The organism is Streptomyces sp. NBC_00663, assembly GCF_036226885.1.
Classification (GTDB): domain Bacteria; phylum Actinomycetota; class Actinomycetes; order Streptomycetales; family Streptomycetaceae; genus Streptomyces.
This window is the reverse complement of the sequence record NZ_CP109027.1, coordinates 2,871,590-2,886,696: the sequence shown is the minus strand read 5'-3', so window position 1 is coordinate 2,886,696 and position 15,107 is coordinate 2,871,590. Positions and strand designations below refer to the sequence as shown.

Below are 15,107 nucleotides of genomic sequence, written 5' to 3'. Positions count from 1 at the left end.
CCATCACAGGGGGAAACGCTCTTGTACGCCAGCACACGCACCGCACTGGCCGTCGCGCTCGTCGCCGGCCTGCTCACCCTCTCCGCCACCACGGCGTCGGCTGCCCCGGCCCCGGCCCCGGCCCCGCGCACCGAGCGTCTCGGCGTCTCGGCCACGGGGGAGCAGGGCGACAGCGCCACCTACGGCCCCGAGTTCAGCGGCAACGGCCGCTTCGCGGTCTTCTCGTCGGACGCCTCCAACCTGGTGCCCGGGGACACCAACGGGCTCCGGGACGTCTTCGTCCGCGACCTGCGCAAGGGCACCGTCGAGCGGGTGAACGTCAGCTCCGCAGGCGTCCAGGCCGACGACACGTCCAGCTCGTTCGAGATCAGCCCCGACGGCCGGTACGTCCTGTTCACCTCCCGGGCCCGCAACCTCGTCCACTGGGACACCCCGCCGCCCGCCGACGAATGGGTCGACGACGTCTATCTGCACGACCGCCGCACCGGCACCACCGAACGGCTCAGCTTCGGAATCGACGGCCGCTCCGTCGACACGGGCGGCGCCGCGATGTCGGCCGACGCCCGCTACATCGCCTTCACCGCCCGGCCCAACCGGATGGAGGCCGACGACCCCAACGGCTACCGGATGCTCTACCTCCTCGACCGCGAGACCGGGACGGTGAAGCGGGTCAGCGAGCGTGCCCGCCCGGAGTGGACATCGGTCGTGTACGACGTCAGCGAGGACGGCAGCCGCATCCTCTACAACCAGTTCCAGTACCGCGGCCCGGGCTCCGCGCTGTGGGCGTACGACATCCGCGAAGGCACCCAGCAGCAGCTCAACGTCACCCCCGACGGCACCCCGACCAACGCGGCCCTCGACGGCTCGCTCACCGCGAACGGCCGGCTGGTCGCCTTCAGCTCGGGCGCCCCGGACCTGGTCCCGGACGACACCAACGGCACCGATCCGGACGTCTTCGTGCGCGACCTGGTGACCGGCAAGATCCGCAGGATCTCCCACAACGCGGAGACCGCGTTCGGCATCCAGAGCTCCGAGATCAGCTCCGACGGCCGGTACCTGGCCTACGAGGCGACCCCGCGGAACCGGGAGACGGGTTACTTCGGCGTCCAGAACGTCTATCTGCGCGATCTGCGTACCGGTTCGGTCCGCCTCGTCAGCGAGTCGGTCGCCGGAGGCACCGTGGAGGACGAGGCGGTCACCCTCTACTCCGTGAGCCGCGGCGGCAAGGAGGTCGGCCTCTCGTCCGGCTCCACCCAACTGGTGCCGGACGACACCAACGGGGTCACCGACGGCTTCGTCCGCCACCTGCGCTGACCAGCACACGGTTCGCATCCTGAGACGGACGGTGAGCACGGGGGTGACTTGTGCCAGACTGCCCCCGTGCTCTCGTTCGCCATGATTATTGGCAGCAGGCGCGCCGGTCCGCAGTGACCGTCTCGTACGACCAGGTACGGGCGGACACCGTCGTCCTCGACCCGCGCGCAGACCTCTCGCACCCGCGAGGGGTTTTTCGCTTTTCTGGCCCACCCGCAGCCGGAAGCGAGAGCGCGAGGGAGTATGTGGGGGCGGTGGAGCCGGTCATTCCGGTACGACCGAGATCCAATCCTCAGGAGCCTTGAGACCATGACCGAAACCAGCGAACTCGACGATCAGTTCCACGTCTTCGACACCACCCTGCGCGACGGCGCCCAGCGCGAGGGCATCAACCTCACCGTCGCGGACAAGCTGGCCATCGCACGGCACCTGGACGACTTCGGCGTGGGCTTCATCGAGGGCGGCTGGCCCGGCGCCAACCCGCGGGACACCGAGTTCTTCGCCCGCGCCCAGGCGGAGATCGAGTTCAAGCACGCCCAGCTGGTCGCCTTCGGCGCGACCCGCCGGGCGGGCGCCAAGGCATCCGAAGACCCCCAGGTCAAGGCACTGCTGGAGTCGGGCGCTCCGGTGATCACGCTGGTCGCCAAGTCCCACGACCGCCATGTCGAACTCGCCCTGCGCACCACGCTGGACGAGAACCTGGAGATGGTCCGCGACACGGTGTCGTACCTGACGGCACAGGGCCGCCGGGTCTTCGTCGACTGCGAGCACTTCTTCGACGGCTACCGCGCCAACCCGGAGTACGCGAAGGCGGTCGTACGGACGGCCTCGGAGGCCGGCGCCTCCGTGGTCATCCTCTGCGACACCAACGGCGGCATGCTCCCGGCCCAGGTCCAGGCCGTGGTCTCCACGGTTCTCGCCGACACCGGCGCCCGCCTCGGCATCCACACCCAGGACGACACGGGGTGCGCGGTCGCGAACACGCTGGCCGCCGTCGACGCGGGCGCGACCCACGTCCAGTGCACGGCCAACGGCTACGGCGAGCGGGTCGGCAACGCCAACCTGTTCCCGGTGGTCGCGGCGCTGGAGCTGAAGTACGGCAAGAAGGTGCTGCCCGAGGGCAAGCTGCGCGAGATGACCAGGATCTCGCACGCCATCGCCGAGGTCGTCAACCTCACCCCCTCCACCCACCAGCCCTACGTCGGCGTCTCGGCCTTCGCCCACAAGGCCGGCCTGCACGCCTCCGCGATCAAGGTCGACCCGGACCTGTACCAGCACATCGACCCCGAGCTGGTCGGCAACACCATGCGCATGCTGGTCTCCGACATGGCGGGCCGTGCCTCGATCGAGCTGAAGGGCAAGGAGCTCGGCGTCGACCTCGGCGGCGACCGCGAGCTGGTCGGCCGGGTCGTGGAACGGGTCAAGGAGCGCGAGCTCAAGGGCTACACGTACGAGGCGGCGGACGCCTCCTTCGAACTCCTGCTGCGCGGCGAGGTCGAGGGCCGCCCGCTGAAGTACTTCGAGGTCGAGTCCTGGCGAGCCATCGTCGAGGACCGCCCCGACGGCTCCCACGCCAACGAGGCCACCGTCAAGCTCTACGCCAAGGGCGAGCGCATCGTCGCCACCGCCGAGGGCAACGGCCCGGTCAACGCCCTCGACCGTGCCCTCCGGGTAGCCCTCGAAAAGCTCTACCCGCAACTCGCCAAGCTGGACCTGGTCGACTACAAGGTCCGCATCCTGGAAGGCGTCCACGGCACGTCCTCCACCACCCGAGTCCTCATCTCCACGTCGGACGGCACGGGGGAGTGGTCGACGGTGGGCGTAGCGGAGAACGTGATCGCCGCGTCCTGGCAGGCACTTGAGGACGCCTACACGTACGGGCTGTTGCGGGCCGGGGTGGAGCCGGCGGAGTAGGCGACGAAGGCGGCCCAAGTACCCGGCGTGACAGTGACGATGGGGTCGGTGTTCTTGGAGTCGCGGATGTGGATCGCGGCGGGGTGGGCGGAGACTTCGATGCAGTCGCCGCCCTCGCTGCCGCTGTAGCTGGACTTGAACCACTGAAGTGCGGTGCTCATCGGTCTCCTAGCAATCCGTGCACGTAGCGCACGCTCTCATCCGGTGAGAGGGCCTGTGACCGCAGCATTCCATACTTGTGGTGATAGTCGCTGACCTCGTCGGGATCCTCGATGAGGAAGCTGACACGCTGGACTTCCAGATAGGCCAGGCGCTCGTATTCGGGTGTCTCCAGCAACACCATGGGGCCGTCGAGACCGGCGTGAGGCGTCCGATCCATTGGCATGATCTGAAAGCTCATGTGGACGGGTTCGGTGTACTCCAGGATCTGCCCGAACTGCTCCCGCATCACTTCCGAGCCGCCAACCTGCCTACGCAGGACACTCTCCTCGATGATGAAGTTGCACACGGGAGGCCGCTCCCGCTGGAAGACCAACTGCCGCTCCATACGGGCAGTCACCCACTGCTCGGCCGTTTCACTGCCGATCGCCGGGTACCGATAGTCGAAGACAGCTCGACAGTAGTCCCGAGTCTGGAGCAGTCCAGGAATCGCGAGGCTCTGGTACGACAGGATCGCCACCGCCTCCTGCTCGTGATCCACCAGCGACTGCGCGAACTGCACCACCTTCTCCCGAACCGGCATCTCCGCCACGATCACGGCCAACGCCCCACCCGTGTCCAGCAGTTCGTCGAGCTGCTCCGCCCGGTCCGGCTGAAGTGCCAGCCGCCCCTGTTCGATGGACCCCACCGCGTCCACACTGATCTTCGCCCGCTCGGCGAGCTGCTCCTGGGTCAGCCGCGCCCGCTTCCGGAAGTGCGCCACGAGCGCCCCCACAGCTCGCCACGAACTGACTTTCCTGGGCTGCTTCCTGGCCGTAGTCATGGCCGTTCCCTTCCCCCGTGGGCACCCGAAGTCCTCGTATCGAGGTCGTAGTAATCAGCACTACGACCTCACTCCCTGCCCCACGATAGTCACCCCCTGTGACAGTCGCCCCGTGAACACCTCAGCTGAACGCCTCCGCGCCCGCATCGCCCTCTACGCCAGAGACCGCAGGTCGATCGGCGTGGCCCGGGACCTCACCCGCGTCACCCTCGCCGAGTGGGGCGTGACCGAGCGGAGCGACGACGTGCTGCTCTGCGTGAGCGAACTCGCCACCAACGCCCTCCTGTACGGCGTCCCCCCGAACCGCTGCTTCCAGCTCCGGCTCACCCTCGCCACCGACGGGGTCCTCCGGGTCGAGGTGCACGACAGCGGCCCCGGCGAAGTGCGATTGCCGGAGCCGCTGTTGGACGCGGAGCGGGGGCGCGGCCTACGCCTGGTCCGTGCTCTCTCCGACGACTGGGGCGTGCGGGAGCGGGATCCGGGCAAGGTCGTGTGGTGCGAGTTCAGGGGTGTCGAGCTTCCTCCGAGTTACTGAAGATGCCACTTCTGGTTGGCGGCCCCGGTGCAGGTCCAGATCTGCGCCCGAGCCCCATTGGCCGAGGAATTCCCGGTCACGTCAAGGCACTTGTTGGCCGCGGCATTCACCACGTCACCAGTGGTCGCGTTGTACGACCACTGCTGAGCCCCGGTCCCGTTGCAGTCGTAGAGCTGCACCTTCGCCCCGTCGGCGGTGGACGCCGACGTGACGTCCAGGCACTTCCCGAGCGACCGCACCGACCCGTCCGTGCCCACGGTCCACTGCTGCGCGGAAGACCCGTTGCAGTCGTAGAGCTGCACGGCGGTGCCGTTGGTGGTCGAACCGCCCGCCACATCGAGGCACTTGTTCGCCAGCCCGACGAACGCCCCGGTCTGGCCGCCCCCACCCGACTGCGTCCCCGTCCAGGTGAAGGTCGCCGACGTCTTCCCCGGCAGCGAGTAAGTCGCGTGCTGACCTCCCCAGTTGATGGTGACGGCCTTGGCGGCGGACCCGTCGTTGTAGGCGATCAGCGCCTTGGAACCGTCCGGGTTGCGCCAGGCCACATTGGGGACATTGGTGGACGCCGTCGAAGCGATCCGCTGAGCACCCGGCCGTACGAACTTCGTCAGGTGGCCCATCGTGTAGTACTCGACGGTGTAGTCCACCGTCCCGCTCGCGCCGTCACCGTTGTGCACGGTGATCAGTCCGGTGCAGGTGCCGCAACCGCCGTTGTGCGGGCCCATGTTCTGGTCCACGGCCAGCGACCACTTGGTCACCGACTTCGCCCAGTTGCGGGTGTAGTCGATGATGTTGTTCATGTCCTCGCGCTGCTGGTTGGCGATCCAGGTGCCACCGGAGTGCTCGGTCCCGAAGGCGTCCAGCGTCGGGTACTGGTTGTGCACGGACGTCTGCTTGTTGATGTCACCGCCGTACCCGTGCCAGGCGATGCCGCCGAAGTTGGGGTGCGAACGGACCGCCGCGTCGTCGACGGTCGGCGCCGCGTAGGAGTCGTAGACGTCCCAGTTCCAGTCGTGCGCGAGGACCTTGGTGGTCAGCCCCGCCGCCTGGAGCTTCGGCAGCAGCTCGCTCTTGGTGAAGTACGCGAGCCCGCTGCCGTTCCAGCTCATCGAGGGGTACCCCGAACAGCATGTCGGCTCGTTCTGGGCGGTCACGTAGGAGACGTTGACGCCCTGAGCCTTGTACGCCTGGAGGTACTTCACGAAGTAGTTGGCGTACGCCCCGTAGTCCTCGGACTTGAGCCAGCCGCCGTTGAGCGAGCCGCTGTCCTTCATCCAGGCCGGCGCCGTCCATGGCGAGGCCATGACAGTCAGAGAGGGGTTGAGGCTGACCGCCTGCTTGGTGAGCGGCACGACGTCGGCGAGGTCGTGCGCGATCGAGAAGGAGTTGAGGTTCGGGTCGGTCTGCCCGGCCGGCACGTCGTCGTACGAGTAGCCGAACCGCGCCAGGTCGGAGGCGCCCATCGGATTGCGCAGGAACGAAAGGCCGATGCCGTCCGTCGGTGAGAACAGCTTGGTCATGGTCGCGTTCCGGGTCGCCGCGGACAGCGCCCCACTGCTGTTCATCAGCCAGGCCGCGGTGTCCGTGAAGGACGCGCCGCCGCCGGTGAAGGTCTGATAGCGGGTGTTCTCGTCGACGGTGATGTTCTCGCCACTGCCGCCCGAACCGGACTGGAAGGCGAACGGTGTCTGCGCCTGGAGGCCGCGGGTGACATGGCGGCCGCCGGAGTCGTCGGTGGTGGTGAGATAGGCGGTGACCTGCTCACCCGCGGCCTGTGCGGGGACGGTGGCCGCGGTGATGCCGGCCGTGGAGAGCAGTCCGGCCAGCAGCAGCCGGATCGCGCGGGGGGTTCTCCTCATGCTGGTCGCCCTTCCTGAAATGTCTGATGTGGGTACCCGAATCTCTGACGTGGCGTCTTGACGGACGTGTGGGCCGTTAGTTAACTCACGGTGTGATCTAAGTCATGAGTGAACCAGAGAGTCGAGGAATGGTCTATGCCAAGAACCGCTCTGCTCGTCTCAGCCGCCTTGCTCACCGCTCTGCTGTCCCCGACCGTCTCCCGGGCCGCCGCCGACCCCGCCCCGACGCCCGTCGACCGCTTCGAGGGTGAGGTGCCGTTCGCGGCCCAGCCCGCCGACGGCATCTTCACCTGGGGCAGCGACAACGACGACCCGCCGCAACTCTCCTTCGCCGACCGCGCCGACGCCCCCGAGGGCGCCAAGGTCCTCTCCGGGACCTATGACATCAGCGGCTACGGCGGCTTCACCCACGACTTCGCCGCCACCGAACCCGCCCACGACTGGTCCGCCCACAAGGGCATCCGCTTCTGGTGGGACGGGCAGAACAATGCCAAGAAGATCGCCTTCGAGCTCAAGGACGGTGGCGCCCACGGCGAGGCCTCCGAGCTGTGGACCACGTCCTTCACGGACGACTTCAGCGGCTGGAGACAGATCGAGATCCCCTTCACCGACTTCGCCTACCGCACCGACTACCAGCCCGTCGGCGGCATCGACCACGTCCTCGGCCTCACCGAGACCTGGGGGTACGCGGTCACGCTCCCCGTCGGCGCACCCGGGCAATTCGCCATGGACGGCGTCGAGTTGTACGGCAAGGCCGATCAATCCCGGCGCGTGAACGTCCTCACCGACGCCGCCGTCTACCCGGTGAAGGAGGGTGCGACGGCCGCCGTCGCCGTCACCGTCGCCACCACCGGCTCCGCGCCCCTCGACGAGCCCGTGACGGTCACCTACGAGACCACGGGCGGCACCGCCGAGCCCGGAAAGGACTACCCGCCCGTCTCCGGCACCCTCACCTTCCCGGCGGGTACGACGTCCGGCGCCACGCGGACCGTCGAGGTCCCGACCCTGAAGGACAAGTCCGCCGAGGCAGCGGAAACCATCCCCCTCAAGCTCGCCGTCACCGGCGCCAAGGCCCCCGCCGAGACCCCGCAGATCGTCGTCGACGCGCACGGACTGCCGTATCTGGACGCCAAGTTGTCCGTGAAGAAGCGCGTCGCCGACCTCCTCTCGCGGATGTCCCTCGCGGAGAAGGCGGGTCAGATGACGCAGGCCGAGCGCGGCGCCGTCGGGGCGGGCGGCGACATCGCCACGTACGCCCTCGGCTCCCTTCTCTCCGGCGGCGGCTCCACCCCCACGCCCAACACCCCCGAAGCCTGGGCGAAGATGATCGACTCCTTCCAACTCCGGGCCCAGGCGACCAGGTTCCAGATCCCCCTGATCTACGGCGTCGACGCCGTCCACGGCCACAACAACCTGGTCGGCGCCACCGTCATGCCCCACAACATCGGCCTCGGCGCCACCCGCGACCCCCAACTCGCCCAGCGCACCGGGGCGGTGACCGCCGCCGAGGTCCGTGCCACCGGCATCCCCTGGGACTTCGCACCCTGCCTCTGCGTGACCCGCGACGAACGCTGGGGCCGCTCCTACGAGTCCTTCGGCGAGGACCCGGCCCTCGTCGAGTCCATGGAGACGATCATCCAGGGCCTCCAAGGCGCCGCGAACGGCAAGGACCTGAAGGACGACGACAAGGTCCTCGCCACCGCCAAGCACTTCGTCGGCGACGGCGGCACCGCCTACGGCTCCTCCACCACCGGCACCTACACCATCGACCAGGGCGTCACCACGGTCACCCGGCAGCAGCTGGAGGCGGTCCACCTCGCCCCGTACGAGACGGCCGTCGACCGCGGCGTCGGCACGGTCATGCCGTCGTACTCCTCCCTGGACGTCATCGGCGACGGACAGGGCCCGGTCAAGATGCACGCCCGCGCCGACATGATCAACGGCGTCCTGAAGGGCCGGATGGGCTTCGACGGCTTCGTCATCAGCGACTGGGACGGCATCAACCAGATCCCCGGCGACTACCCGAGCGACATCCGTACGTCGGTGAACGCGGGCGTGGACATGGTGATGGCCCCGTACGCCTACAAGGACTTCCGCACCGGCCTGGTGGCGGAGGCCGAGGCGGGACGCGTCAGCGAGGCACGCATCAACGACGCCGTGTCCCGCATCCTCACGCAGAAGTTCAAGCTCGGGCTCTTCGAGAAGCCGTACGCCGACACCAGCGGCGCGGCGAGGATCGGTTCCGCGGAACACCGTGCCGTGGCCCGGCAGGCGGCGGCCGAGTCGCAGGTGCTGCTGAAGAACGCGGGCGGCGTACTGCCGCTGAAGAAGTCCCAGAAGGTGTACGTCGCCGGCTCCAACGCCGATGACATCGGCAACCAGACCGGCGGCTGGACGGTCACCTGGCAGGGCGCGTCGGGAGACATCGTCCCTGGTACGACGATCCTGGAGGCCATGCGTCAGGACGCCTCCCAGGTGACGTACTCCAAGGACGCCTCCGCGCCCACGACCGGCTATGACGTCGGCGTGGTCGTCGTCGGGGAGACCCCCTACGCCGAGGGCGTCGGAGACGTCGGCAATGGCAACGACCTGGAGCTGTCCGCGGCCGACAAGGCAGCCGTCGACACGGTGTGCGCGGCCATGAAATGCGCGGTGCTGATCGTCTCCGGGCGCCCGCAGTTGATCGGCGACCGACTGGGCGAGATCGACTCCCTCGTCGCCTCCTGGCTGCCGGGCACCGAGGGCGCCGGAGTCGCCGACGTGCTCTACGGCAAGCGGCCCTTCACCGGCCAACTCCCCGTCACCTGGCCGAAGTCGGAGGCCCAGCTCCCGATCAACGTCGGCGACCCGACGTACGACCCGCAATTCCCGTACGGCTGGGGCCTCGCGACGCTGACCAAGGTCCCCGAGGGCGGCGCCACGACCCTGAAGGCGCTCGCCGTCGCGGCGGCGGTGGCCGAGCGGACCGGGGCGGACGAGACGGGCCGCGCCCTGGTGACCAAGGCGAGGCTGATCGTCCAGCAGCGTCCGATGGCGGCGGCGCTGGCGAAGCCGTTCGCGGAGGCGGACCACCTGCTGCTGACCGGCAGGTACGGAAAGGCGGTGGAGAGCCTGCTGGCGGCCTATCGGGCCGACTGACTCGGGCTGACCTGCGTCGATGTCCGGTTTGGGAGGCTTCGGGTAGCGTCGGAGTATGAAGTCCGCTCCACGGACCCGAGGCCTCTCAAGACTGGCGGCGGCCCTGGCGCTCGCGGCCCTGACCGTGCTGTGGGTGGCCCCCGCGCCGCCCACGGCCGCCGCCACGACCGTCACGACCGTCACGAGTGTCTCGACGATCGCCGAGGCGCTCCGCGACACCCCCGTCTATGTGGACCCGGCAGCATCGGACCAGCTGTCCGCCTCCGACGCGACCACCCTGGCCGACCAGATCAAGAACGCCGACAAACCGCTCTTCATCGCGGTTCTGCCGGCCGGCTACCCCACCCAGAACCTGTTCACCAAGCTGCGCACGGCGACCGGTGTCACCGGCCTCTACGCGATCCGCCTGGGCGACGCGTTCGACGCCCGCGCCGACGCCGCGGTGCTGCCGCGCGCGGCCGTACGGAACCTCGTCACCACGGTCGAGGGCGAGGACACCCGGGCCCAGCTGAGCGACTTCACGAACAGCGCGCTGACGAACATGGGGGGCTCGGCCCCGGCGAGCTGGAACTCGTCCTCGGACGGCGGCGGCGTCCCGACGGGCGCGCTGATCACGGTGGGCGCGGTGCTGGTGGCCGGCGGGGCGGGCGGCTACGCCCTGGTCCGCCGCAACCGGCGGCGCCACGAGGAGGAGCAGCGGGCCGCGCTGGAGAAGCTGCGGGTGGTGGTCGACGAGGACATCACCGCCTTCGGCGAGGAACTGGACCGCCTCGACTTCCACCCCGCCGAACAGGGCGCGGACGACGCGATGCGCGCGGACTACGAGCGCGCGCTGGACGCCTACGAGCAGGCGAAGACCCTGATGGCGGAGGTACGGAAGCCGGAAGAGGTACGAGCGGTCACTCAAACCCTGGAGGAAGGCCGCTTCTCCCTGGCCCAGCTGGCGGCTCGTAGAGAGGGCGGGCCCCTGCCGGAACGCCGGGCCCCCTGCTTCTTCGACCCCCGCCACGGCCCCTCGGTCACCGACGCCACCTGGACACCCCCCTCCGGCGCCCCGCGCGAGGTCCCGGTCTGCGCCGCCGACGCGACCCGGCTCGCCGACGGCCGCGATCCGGTCATGCGCGAGGTCGACACGGACGCGGGCCGCCGCCCCTACTGGGACGCGGGCCCGGCCTACGGCCCCTGGGCAGGCGGCTACTTCGGTGGCGGCATCCTCCCCGGCCTCCTCGTCGGCACGGTCCTGGGCAGCATGATGGCGACCCCGGCGTACGCGTCCGACTACGGCAGCGGCTACGGCGACTTCGGTGGTCCCGGAGGCTACGAGGGCGGCGACGTCTCGGGCGCGGACTTCGACTCGGACGACTTCAGTGGGGGGTTCGGGGGAGGGGACGGGGGCGGCGACTTCGGTGGGGGAGGGGACTTCGGGGGCGGGTTCTGAGGGGGCGGGTTCTGAGGGGCCGGGCTCACACAGACTTCTCTTCGCCCCCGCCGCCCCTACCCGTCCCATCCCCAGGGGCTGCCGCCCCTTCCACCCCGCTCCCAGGGGGCTCTGCCCCCTGGACCCCCGCTCCTCAAACGCCGGAGGGGCTGAGAAACCCAGCCCGTCCGGCGTTTGAGGACGAGGCCCTTTCGGGGCCGAAGCGGGGGTCTGGGGGCGGCAGCCCCCAGGGATGGGACGGGTGACGACCGTCGTCAGAGAGTCGACGCCGCCGACGCTATCGCCGAGGCGAATGTGGACACCTCGGTGTACACACCAGGCGCGTTCGGCCGAGCGCACCCCTCACCCCAACTGACGATCCCGACCTGAATCCAGGCCCCGGCGCTGTCCTTCCGGAACATCGGCCCACCGGAGTCCCCCTGGCAGGTGTCGACCCCGCCGGAGGCGAACCCGGCGCAGATCTCCTCGTTCGCGACCAGCCCCGAGTAGGACCCGCCGTACGACCGGCACGTGGCGTCACTGACGAACGGCACCGTGGCCTTGAGGAGATACCGCTGCTGAGCCCCGCCCTCACGCGCCGCACCCCATCCGGCGACGGTGAAGTCACCGGTGTTGTACTGCGAGTTGGTCGCGACCTTCAGCGTCGGCAGGTTGATGGGCTGGGCCAGTTTGATGAGCGCCCAGTCCTTGCCGGTGCCGTTGTAACCCGGCGCCTGGAGGACCTTGGTGGAACGGACCTGGACGCGCCCGCTGGTGGACTGGAGGTCGACGACCCCGGCGGTCGCGGTGATGCTCGTGTTGTTGCCGGACCCGCTCACACAGTGCGCCGCGGTGAGCACGAGCTGCTGGGTGTAGAGCGCCCCGCCACAGCCCATGGAGAGCCGGACCATGAACGGGAACTCGCCCTGCGCGGCCCGGGTCCCGCCGACGACGGGCGCGGGAGCCGCCTGCGCGGTCGAGAGGGGCTGGAGACTGGCGATCGCGAGGGCGGCGGCGCCGAGGGCCGCACATCTCTTGAGGGCCGTGAGGAGTCTCTTCAACGTGATGCCTTCCGTGGGGGGTGGAAGTGCTCGGATCACTTGCTTCACAGACGTGACGCGCGCATGCAGGTCGATACCGGTCGGCACGGCAAAGAAGTGCCCATCGGATGGCATGAGCAAGTCAAATCTGTCCGTGGATTATGAGAACGCTGTGAGACCTCAGGCAAGGGGCGCGATTCGGCCACGCCCGTCCGCTCCCTCGGCCGCTCCCTCGGCCGCCCCCTCGACCGTCGCCTCGGCCAGCCGCCGGAGCACCGGCCGCACCATGCGCCGCTCCATCTTCATCTGCCGCCCCATGAGTGTGAGCGTCCAGAAACGGGTGTAGTCGCAGCGTGTGAACGTCGGCTGCCAGGCGGCGTCGAAGTGAATGAGCCCCTGAAGTCCCGTTCCGCGGACGAGGGATTGAGGATTGTGCAGCGGCGGATACGCCGGGAAGACGGGCGTCCGCAAGGGCACCGAACCCTCACCCACCGAACCCTCGCCGACCAGCTCCCGCGACCGCTCCTCGAAGGCCGCGGGAACGGCCGCGCGGAACTCCTCGTACTCCACCTCGTCCGAGAAGACGAGGAGCAGCAGCCGTTCCGGCGGCAACAGCCGCATGCACTCGGTGAGTTCCCACAGCGTGCCGGCGCTCGAACCGGTCACGAGCGCGACGACACGGGCCCGCCCGATCAGCGCGCTGACCGGCGCCTGCCACTCGGCCAGCGGCAGATAGAAGCGGTCGGCGCCGGGCAACGGCAGCCGCTCGCCCGGCTTCCCGACCGCCACGACCCGCCCGAACCGGCGCCGCAGTCCGCGCGCCAGCGCCTCCTCGAACGTCCGCCCACTGGTGTGGGTGACCCGCTCGCGCAGACTGGCCCTGGGCGCCTGCATCACCCTGTTCAACGCGTGGTCCACGTCGAAGGGGCGCAGATACAGCGTGAACCTCCGGTCCGGCAACTCCTCCGGCCGCTCCAGCACCCGGGCGGTGTGCCGACGCCCGTGCCGGGCGAGCCGCGACCCCGCGACGACCGCCGCCATTCCCCCGGCGATCATCAGCAGTCCCGTCCAGATCGCGTTCCCGGGATTGCCGTAGTCGTAGACCGAGGGGGCCCGCAGATGCCCGGCCCCGCCCATCGCCGCGAAGAACCCGGCGACGCGTAAGAAACACCCCGTACCGCGGGCCCCACAGCCCACGGCGCCGACCTGCCGTTGCCCCCGGACACCGGTGTCCGCCACTTCACGTTCCATGATTCCGGGAAGGTAGCGAGCCGCGGCCGGCGCGGTGGCCGTAATCGACGGATCCTCACATGTGCCGGGCCGGTTCAGGCGCGGCGCCGGGGCGAGACCGGCCACCGCCGCCCGTACCGCTCCCCGGCGGCATGCCACCACGCGGGCGGCGAGGGCCCGTCGACGACGGAGGCCGACTGGCTCGGATGCAGCCCGAGCCGCCGCAACGCCTCGCCGTCGACATACACCGCGAACCACCCGTGCCACCGCCCGTCCGCACCGGGCCCGCACGCGAGATCCCACCGGATCTCCTCACCGACGAACGGCATCCAGTCGATGCCGCGCTCACGCAGTCAAGCGCGAACGGCGGCCAGGGGGCGGGGACATCCGGCGACGTTCTCGTACGAGGCGACGAGAACCCAGGTGGCATGCGGTGCGGGTGCGGGAGCGGCAGCGGTCATACGGCTCATGGTGCGGGACGAGGCTCCTGCTCCGCGCCCTCTTTCCGCCGTACGCCGGCCAGGGCGCCGGCTCCCGTCACCAGGGCCAGCGCCACCAGCCCCGCGCTCACCCACAACGGCGCCCGATAAGCGCCGTCGCCGATCGCCGCACCGCCGAGCCAAGGTCCGCAAGCGGCCCCCACGTTGAAGGCGGCCGTGGCGAAGCCACCGGCCAGCGTCGGGGCGCCCGGTGCCGCGTACAGCGCCCGGGAGATCAGCGCGGACCCGACGCCGAAGGAGAGCGCCCCCTGCACGAGCACGAGCCCGAGCGCCACGGCCGGGTCGTTGGCGCCGAGCGCGAGCGCGACCCAGCCCACGCACAGGGCGACACCACCACCGCCCACGACCGTCACCGGCCGCCGGTCGGCGAGGTGACCGCCGACCCGTACTCCGACGAACGCCCCGAGGCCGAACAGCGCGAGCACGACCGGTACCCATCCGTCGCCCAGCCCGGTGACTTCGGTGGCGAGGGGCGCGAGATAGGTGAACGAGCAGAAGGTCGCCCCGTTCACGAGCGCGCCGAGCAGGAGCAGAGCGAGCAGCCGGGGAGAGCGGAGCGACCTCAACTCACCGCCCAGCGCGGGAGCTTGCCCGGCGGGACTGCGGGGTACGGACCGGGCCACGGCCACCACGGCCGGCACGGCCACGAGCGCCACCGCCCAGAACGCCGCACGCCAGCCCCACAGTTGGCCCAGCAGCGCCCCGGCGGGCACCCCTACGACACAGGCCAGCGTGACCCCGCCCAGCAGCGTCGAGGTCGCCCGCCCCTTGGCGTCCGGCGGCACCATCTCGACGGCCGCGACCAGGGCGACGGCCAGGAACCCGGCGTTGGCCAGCGCCCCCACGACCCGCGTGGCGAGCAGCACTTCGAAACTCCCCGTCATCGCGCCGACCACGTGAGCGCAGAGGAAGGCGACCAGAAACCCCAGCAGCGCCCCCCGCCGTGACCAGCGCCGGGCGAGCCCGGCCATCAGGGGCGCGCCGACCACCATCCCCACGGCGAAGGCAGAGGTGAGCGAGCCCGCGTCCGTGACGGACACACGCAGCTCACGGGCGATGTCCGGCAGCAGCCCGGACAGCATGAACTCGGACGTCCCCTGGGCGAACACGGCGACGCCCAGCAGGAACAAAGCGAACGGCATGAAGGAACTCCGCAACCCGAAGCAGAAGAAGTCGTA

Annotated in this window: 12 protein-coding genes; 5 read left to right on the top strand and 7 right to left on the bottom strand. The window is 70.0% G+C overall.

The genetic code is table 11. From position 1 onward, the window contains the following. The first annotated feature begins 21 nt into the window (after positions 1-21). Positions 22-1,314, top strand: a complete 1,293-nt coding sequence (locus OG866_RS12900; RefSeq protein WP_329334352.1) for a TolB family protein — start codon at positions 22-24, stop codon at positions 1,312-1,314. Positions 1,315-1,623: 309 nt separating this feature from the next. Next, on the top strand, positions 1,624-3,228 hold the full coding sequence (gene cimA / locus OG866_RS12895; protein WP_329334351.1) for a citramalate synthase: 1,605 nt from the start codon (positions 1,624-1,626) through the stop codon (positions 3,226-3,228). Here the strand turns inward: cimA and OG866_RS12890 are convergent. Both OG866_RS12890 and OG866_RS12885 read right to left on the bottom strand, forming a co-directional pair. After that, positions 3,183-3,389, bottom strand: a complete 207-nt coding sequence (locus tag OG866_RS12890; RefSeq protein ID WP_329334349.1) for a DUF397 domain-containing protein — start codon at positions 3,387-3,389, stop codon at positions 3,183-3,185. The genes cimA and OG866_RS12890 overlap by 46 nt on opposite strands. After that, complete coding sequence (locus OG866_RS12885; protein WP_329334347.1) at positions 3,386-4,210, bottom strand: helix-turn-helix domain-containing protein; 825 nt, start codon at positions 4,208-4,210, stop codon at positions 3,386-3,388. The genes OG866_RS12890 and OG866_RS12885 overlap by 4 nt, the downstream gene beginning before the upstream one ends. A gap of 112 nt (positions 4,211-4,322) precedes the next feature. Here OG866_RS12885 and OG866_RS12880 point away from each other — a divergent pair, with 112 nt between their 5' ends. After that, positions 4,323-4,745, top strand: a complete 423-nt coding sequence (locus OG866_RS12880; protein WP_329334344.1) for an ATP-binding protein — start codon at positions 4,323-4,325, stop codon at positions 4,743-4,745. Here the strand turns inward: OG866_RS12880 and OG866_RS12875 are convergent. Beyond that, complete coding sequence (locus OG866_RS12875) at positions 4,739-6,604, bottom strand: ricin-type beta-trefoil lectin domain protein (protein WP_329334342.1); 1,866 nt, start codon at positions 6,602-6,604, stop codon at positions 4,739-4,741. The genes OG866_RS12880 and OG866_RS12875 overlap by 7 nt on opposite strands. 135 nt (positions 6,605-6,739) lie before the next feature. Here OG866_RS12875 and OG866_RS12870 point away from each other — a divergent pair, with 135 nt between their 5' ends. Beyond that, entirely contained in the window at positions 6,740-9,742 is a 3,003-nt protein-coding gene (locus OG866_RS12870; RefSeq protein ID WP_329334340.1) for a glycoside hydrolase family 3 N-terminal domain-containing protein, read from the top strand. Positions 9,743-9,797: 55 nt separating this feature from the next. Then, entirely contained in the window at positions 9,798-11,180 is a 1,383-nt protein-coding gene (locus tag OG866_RS12865; protein WP_329334338.1) for a hypothetical protein, read from the top strand. A 254-nt stretch (positions 11,181-11,434) separates the two neighbouring features. On the opposite strand, the gene OG866_RS12860 is transcribed toward OG866_RS12865, so the two are convergent. The 4 genes from OG866_RS12860 to OG866_RS12845 form a co-directional block, all read right to left on the bottom strand. After that, positions 11,435-12,220 carry a S1 family peptidase gene (locus OG866_RS12860; RefSeq protein WP_329334337.1) on the bottom strand — a complete coding sequence of 262 codons (786 nt, stop codon included), beginning with the start codon at positions 12,218-12,220 and terminating at the stop codon, positions 11,435-11,437. Positions 12,221-12,379: 159 nt separating this feature from the next. Beyond that, positions 12,380-13,450 carry a hypothetical protein gene (locus OG866_RS12855; RefSeq protein WP_329334336.1) on the bottom strand — a complete coding sequence of 357 codons (1,071 nt, stop codon included), beginning with the start codon at positions 13,448-13,450 and terminating at the stop codon, positions 12,380-12,382. A 74-nt stretch (positions 13,451-13,524) separates the two neighbouring features. Next, positions 13,525-13,758, bottom strand: a complete 234-nt coding sequence (locus OG866_RS12850; RefSeq protein WP_329334335.1) for a hypothetical protein — start codon at positions 13,756-13,758, stop codon at positions 13,525-13,527. Between the two features lie 137 nt (positions 13,759-13,895). After that, a complete protein-coding gene (locus OG866_RS12845; RefSeq protein ID WP_329334333.1) occupies positions 13,896-15,071 on the bottom strand; it encodes a Cmx/CmrA family chloramphenicol efflux MFS transporter in 1,176 nt (391 codons plus the stop codon). Positions 15,072-15,107: the final 36 nt, after the last annotated feature.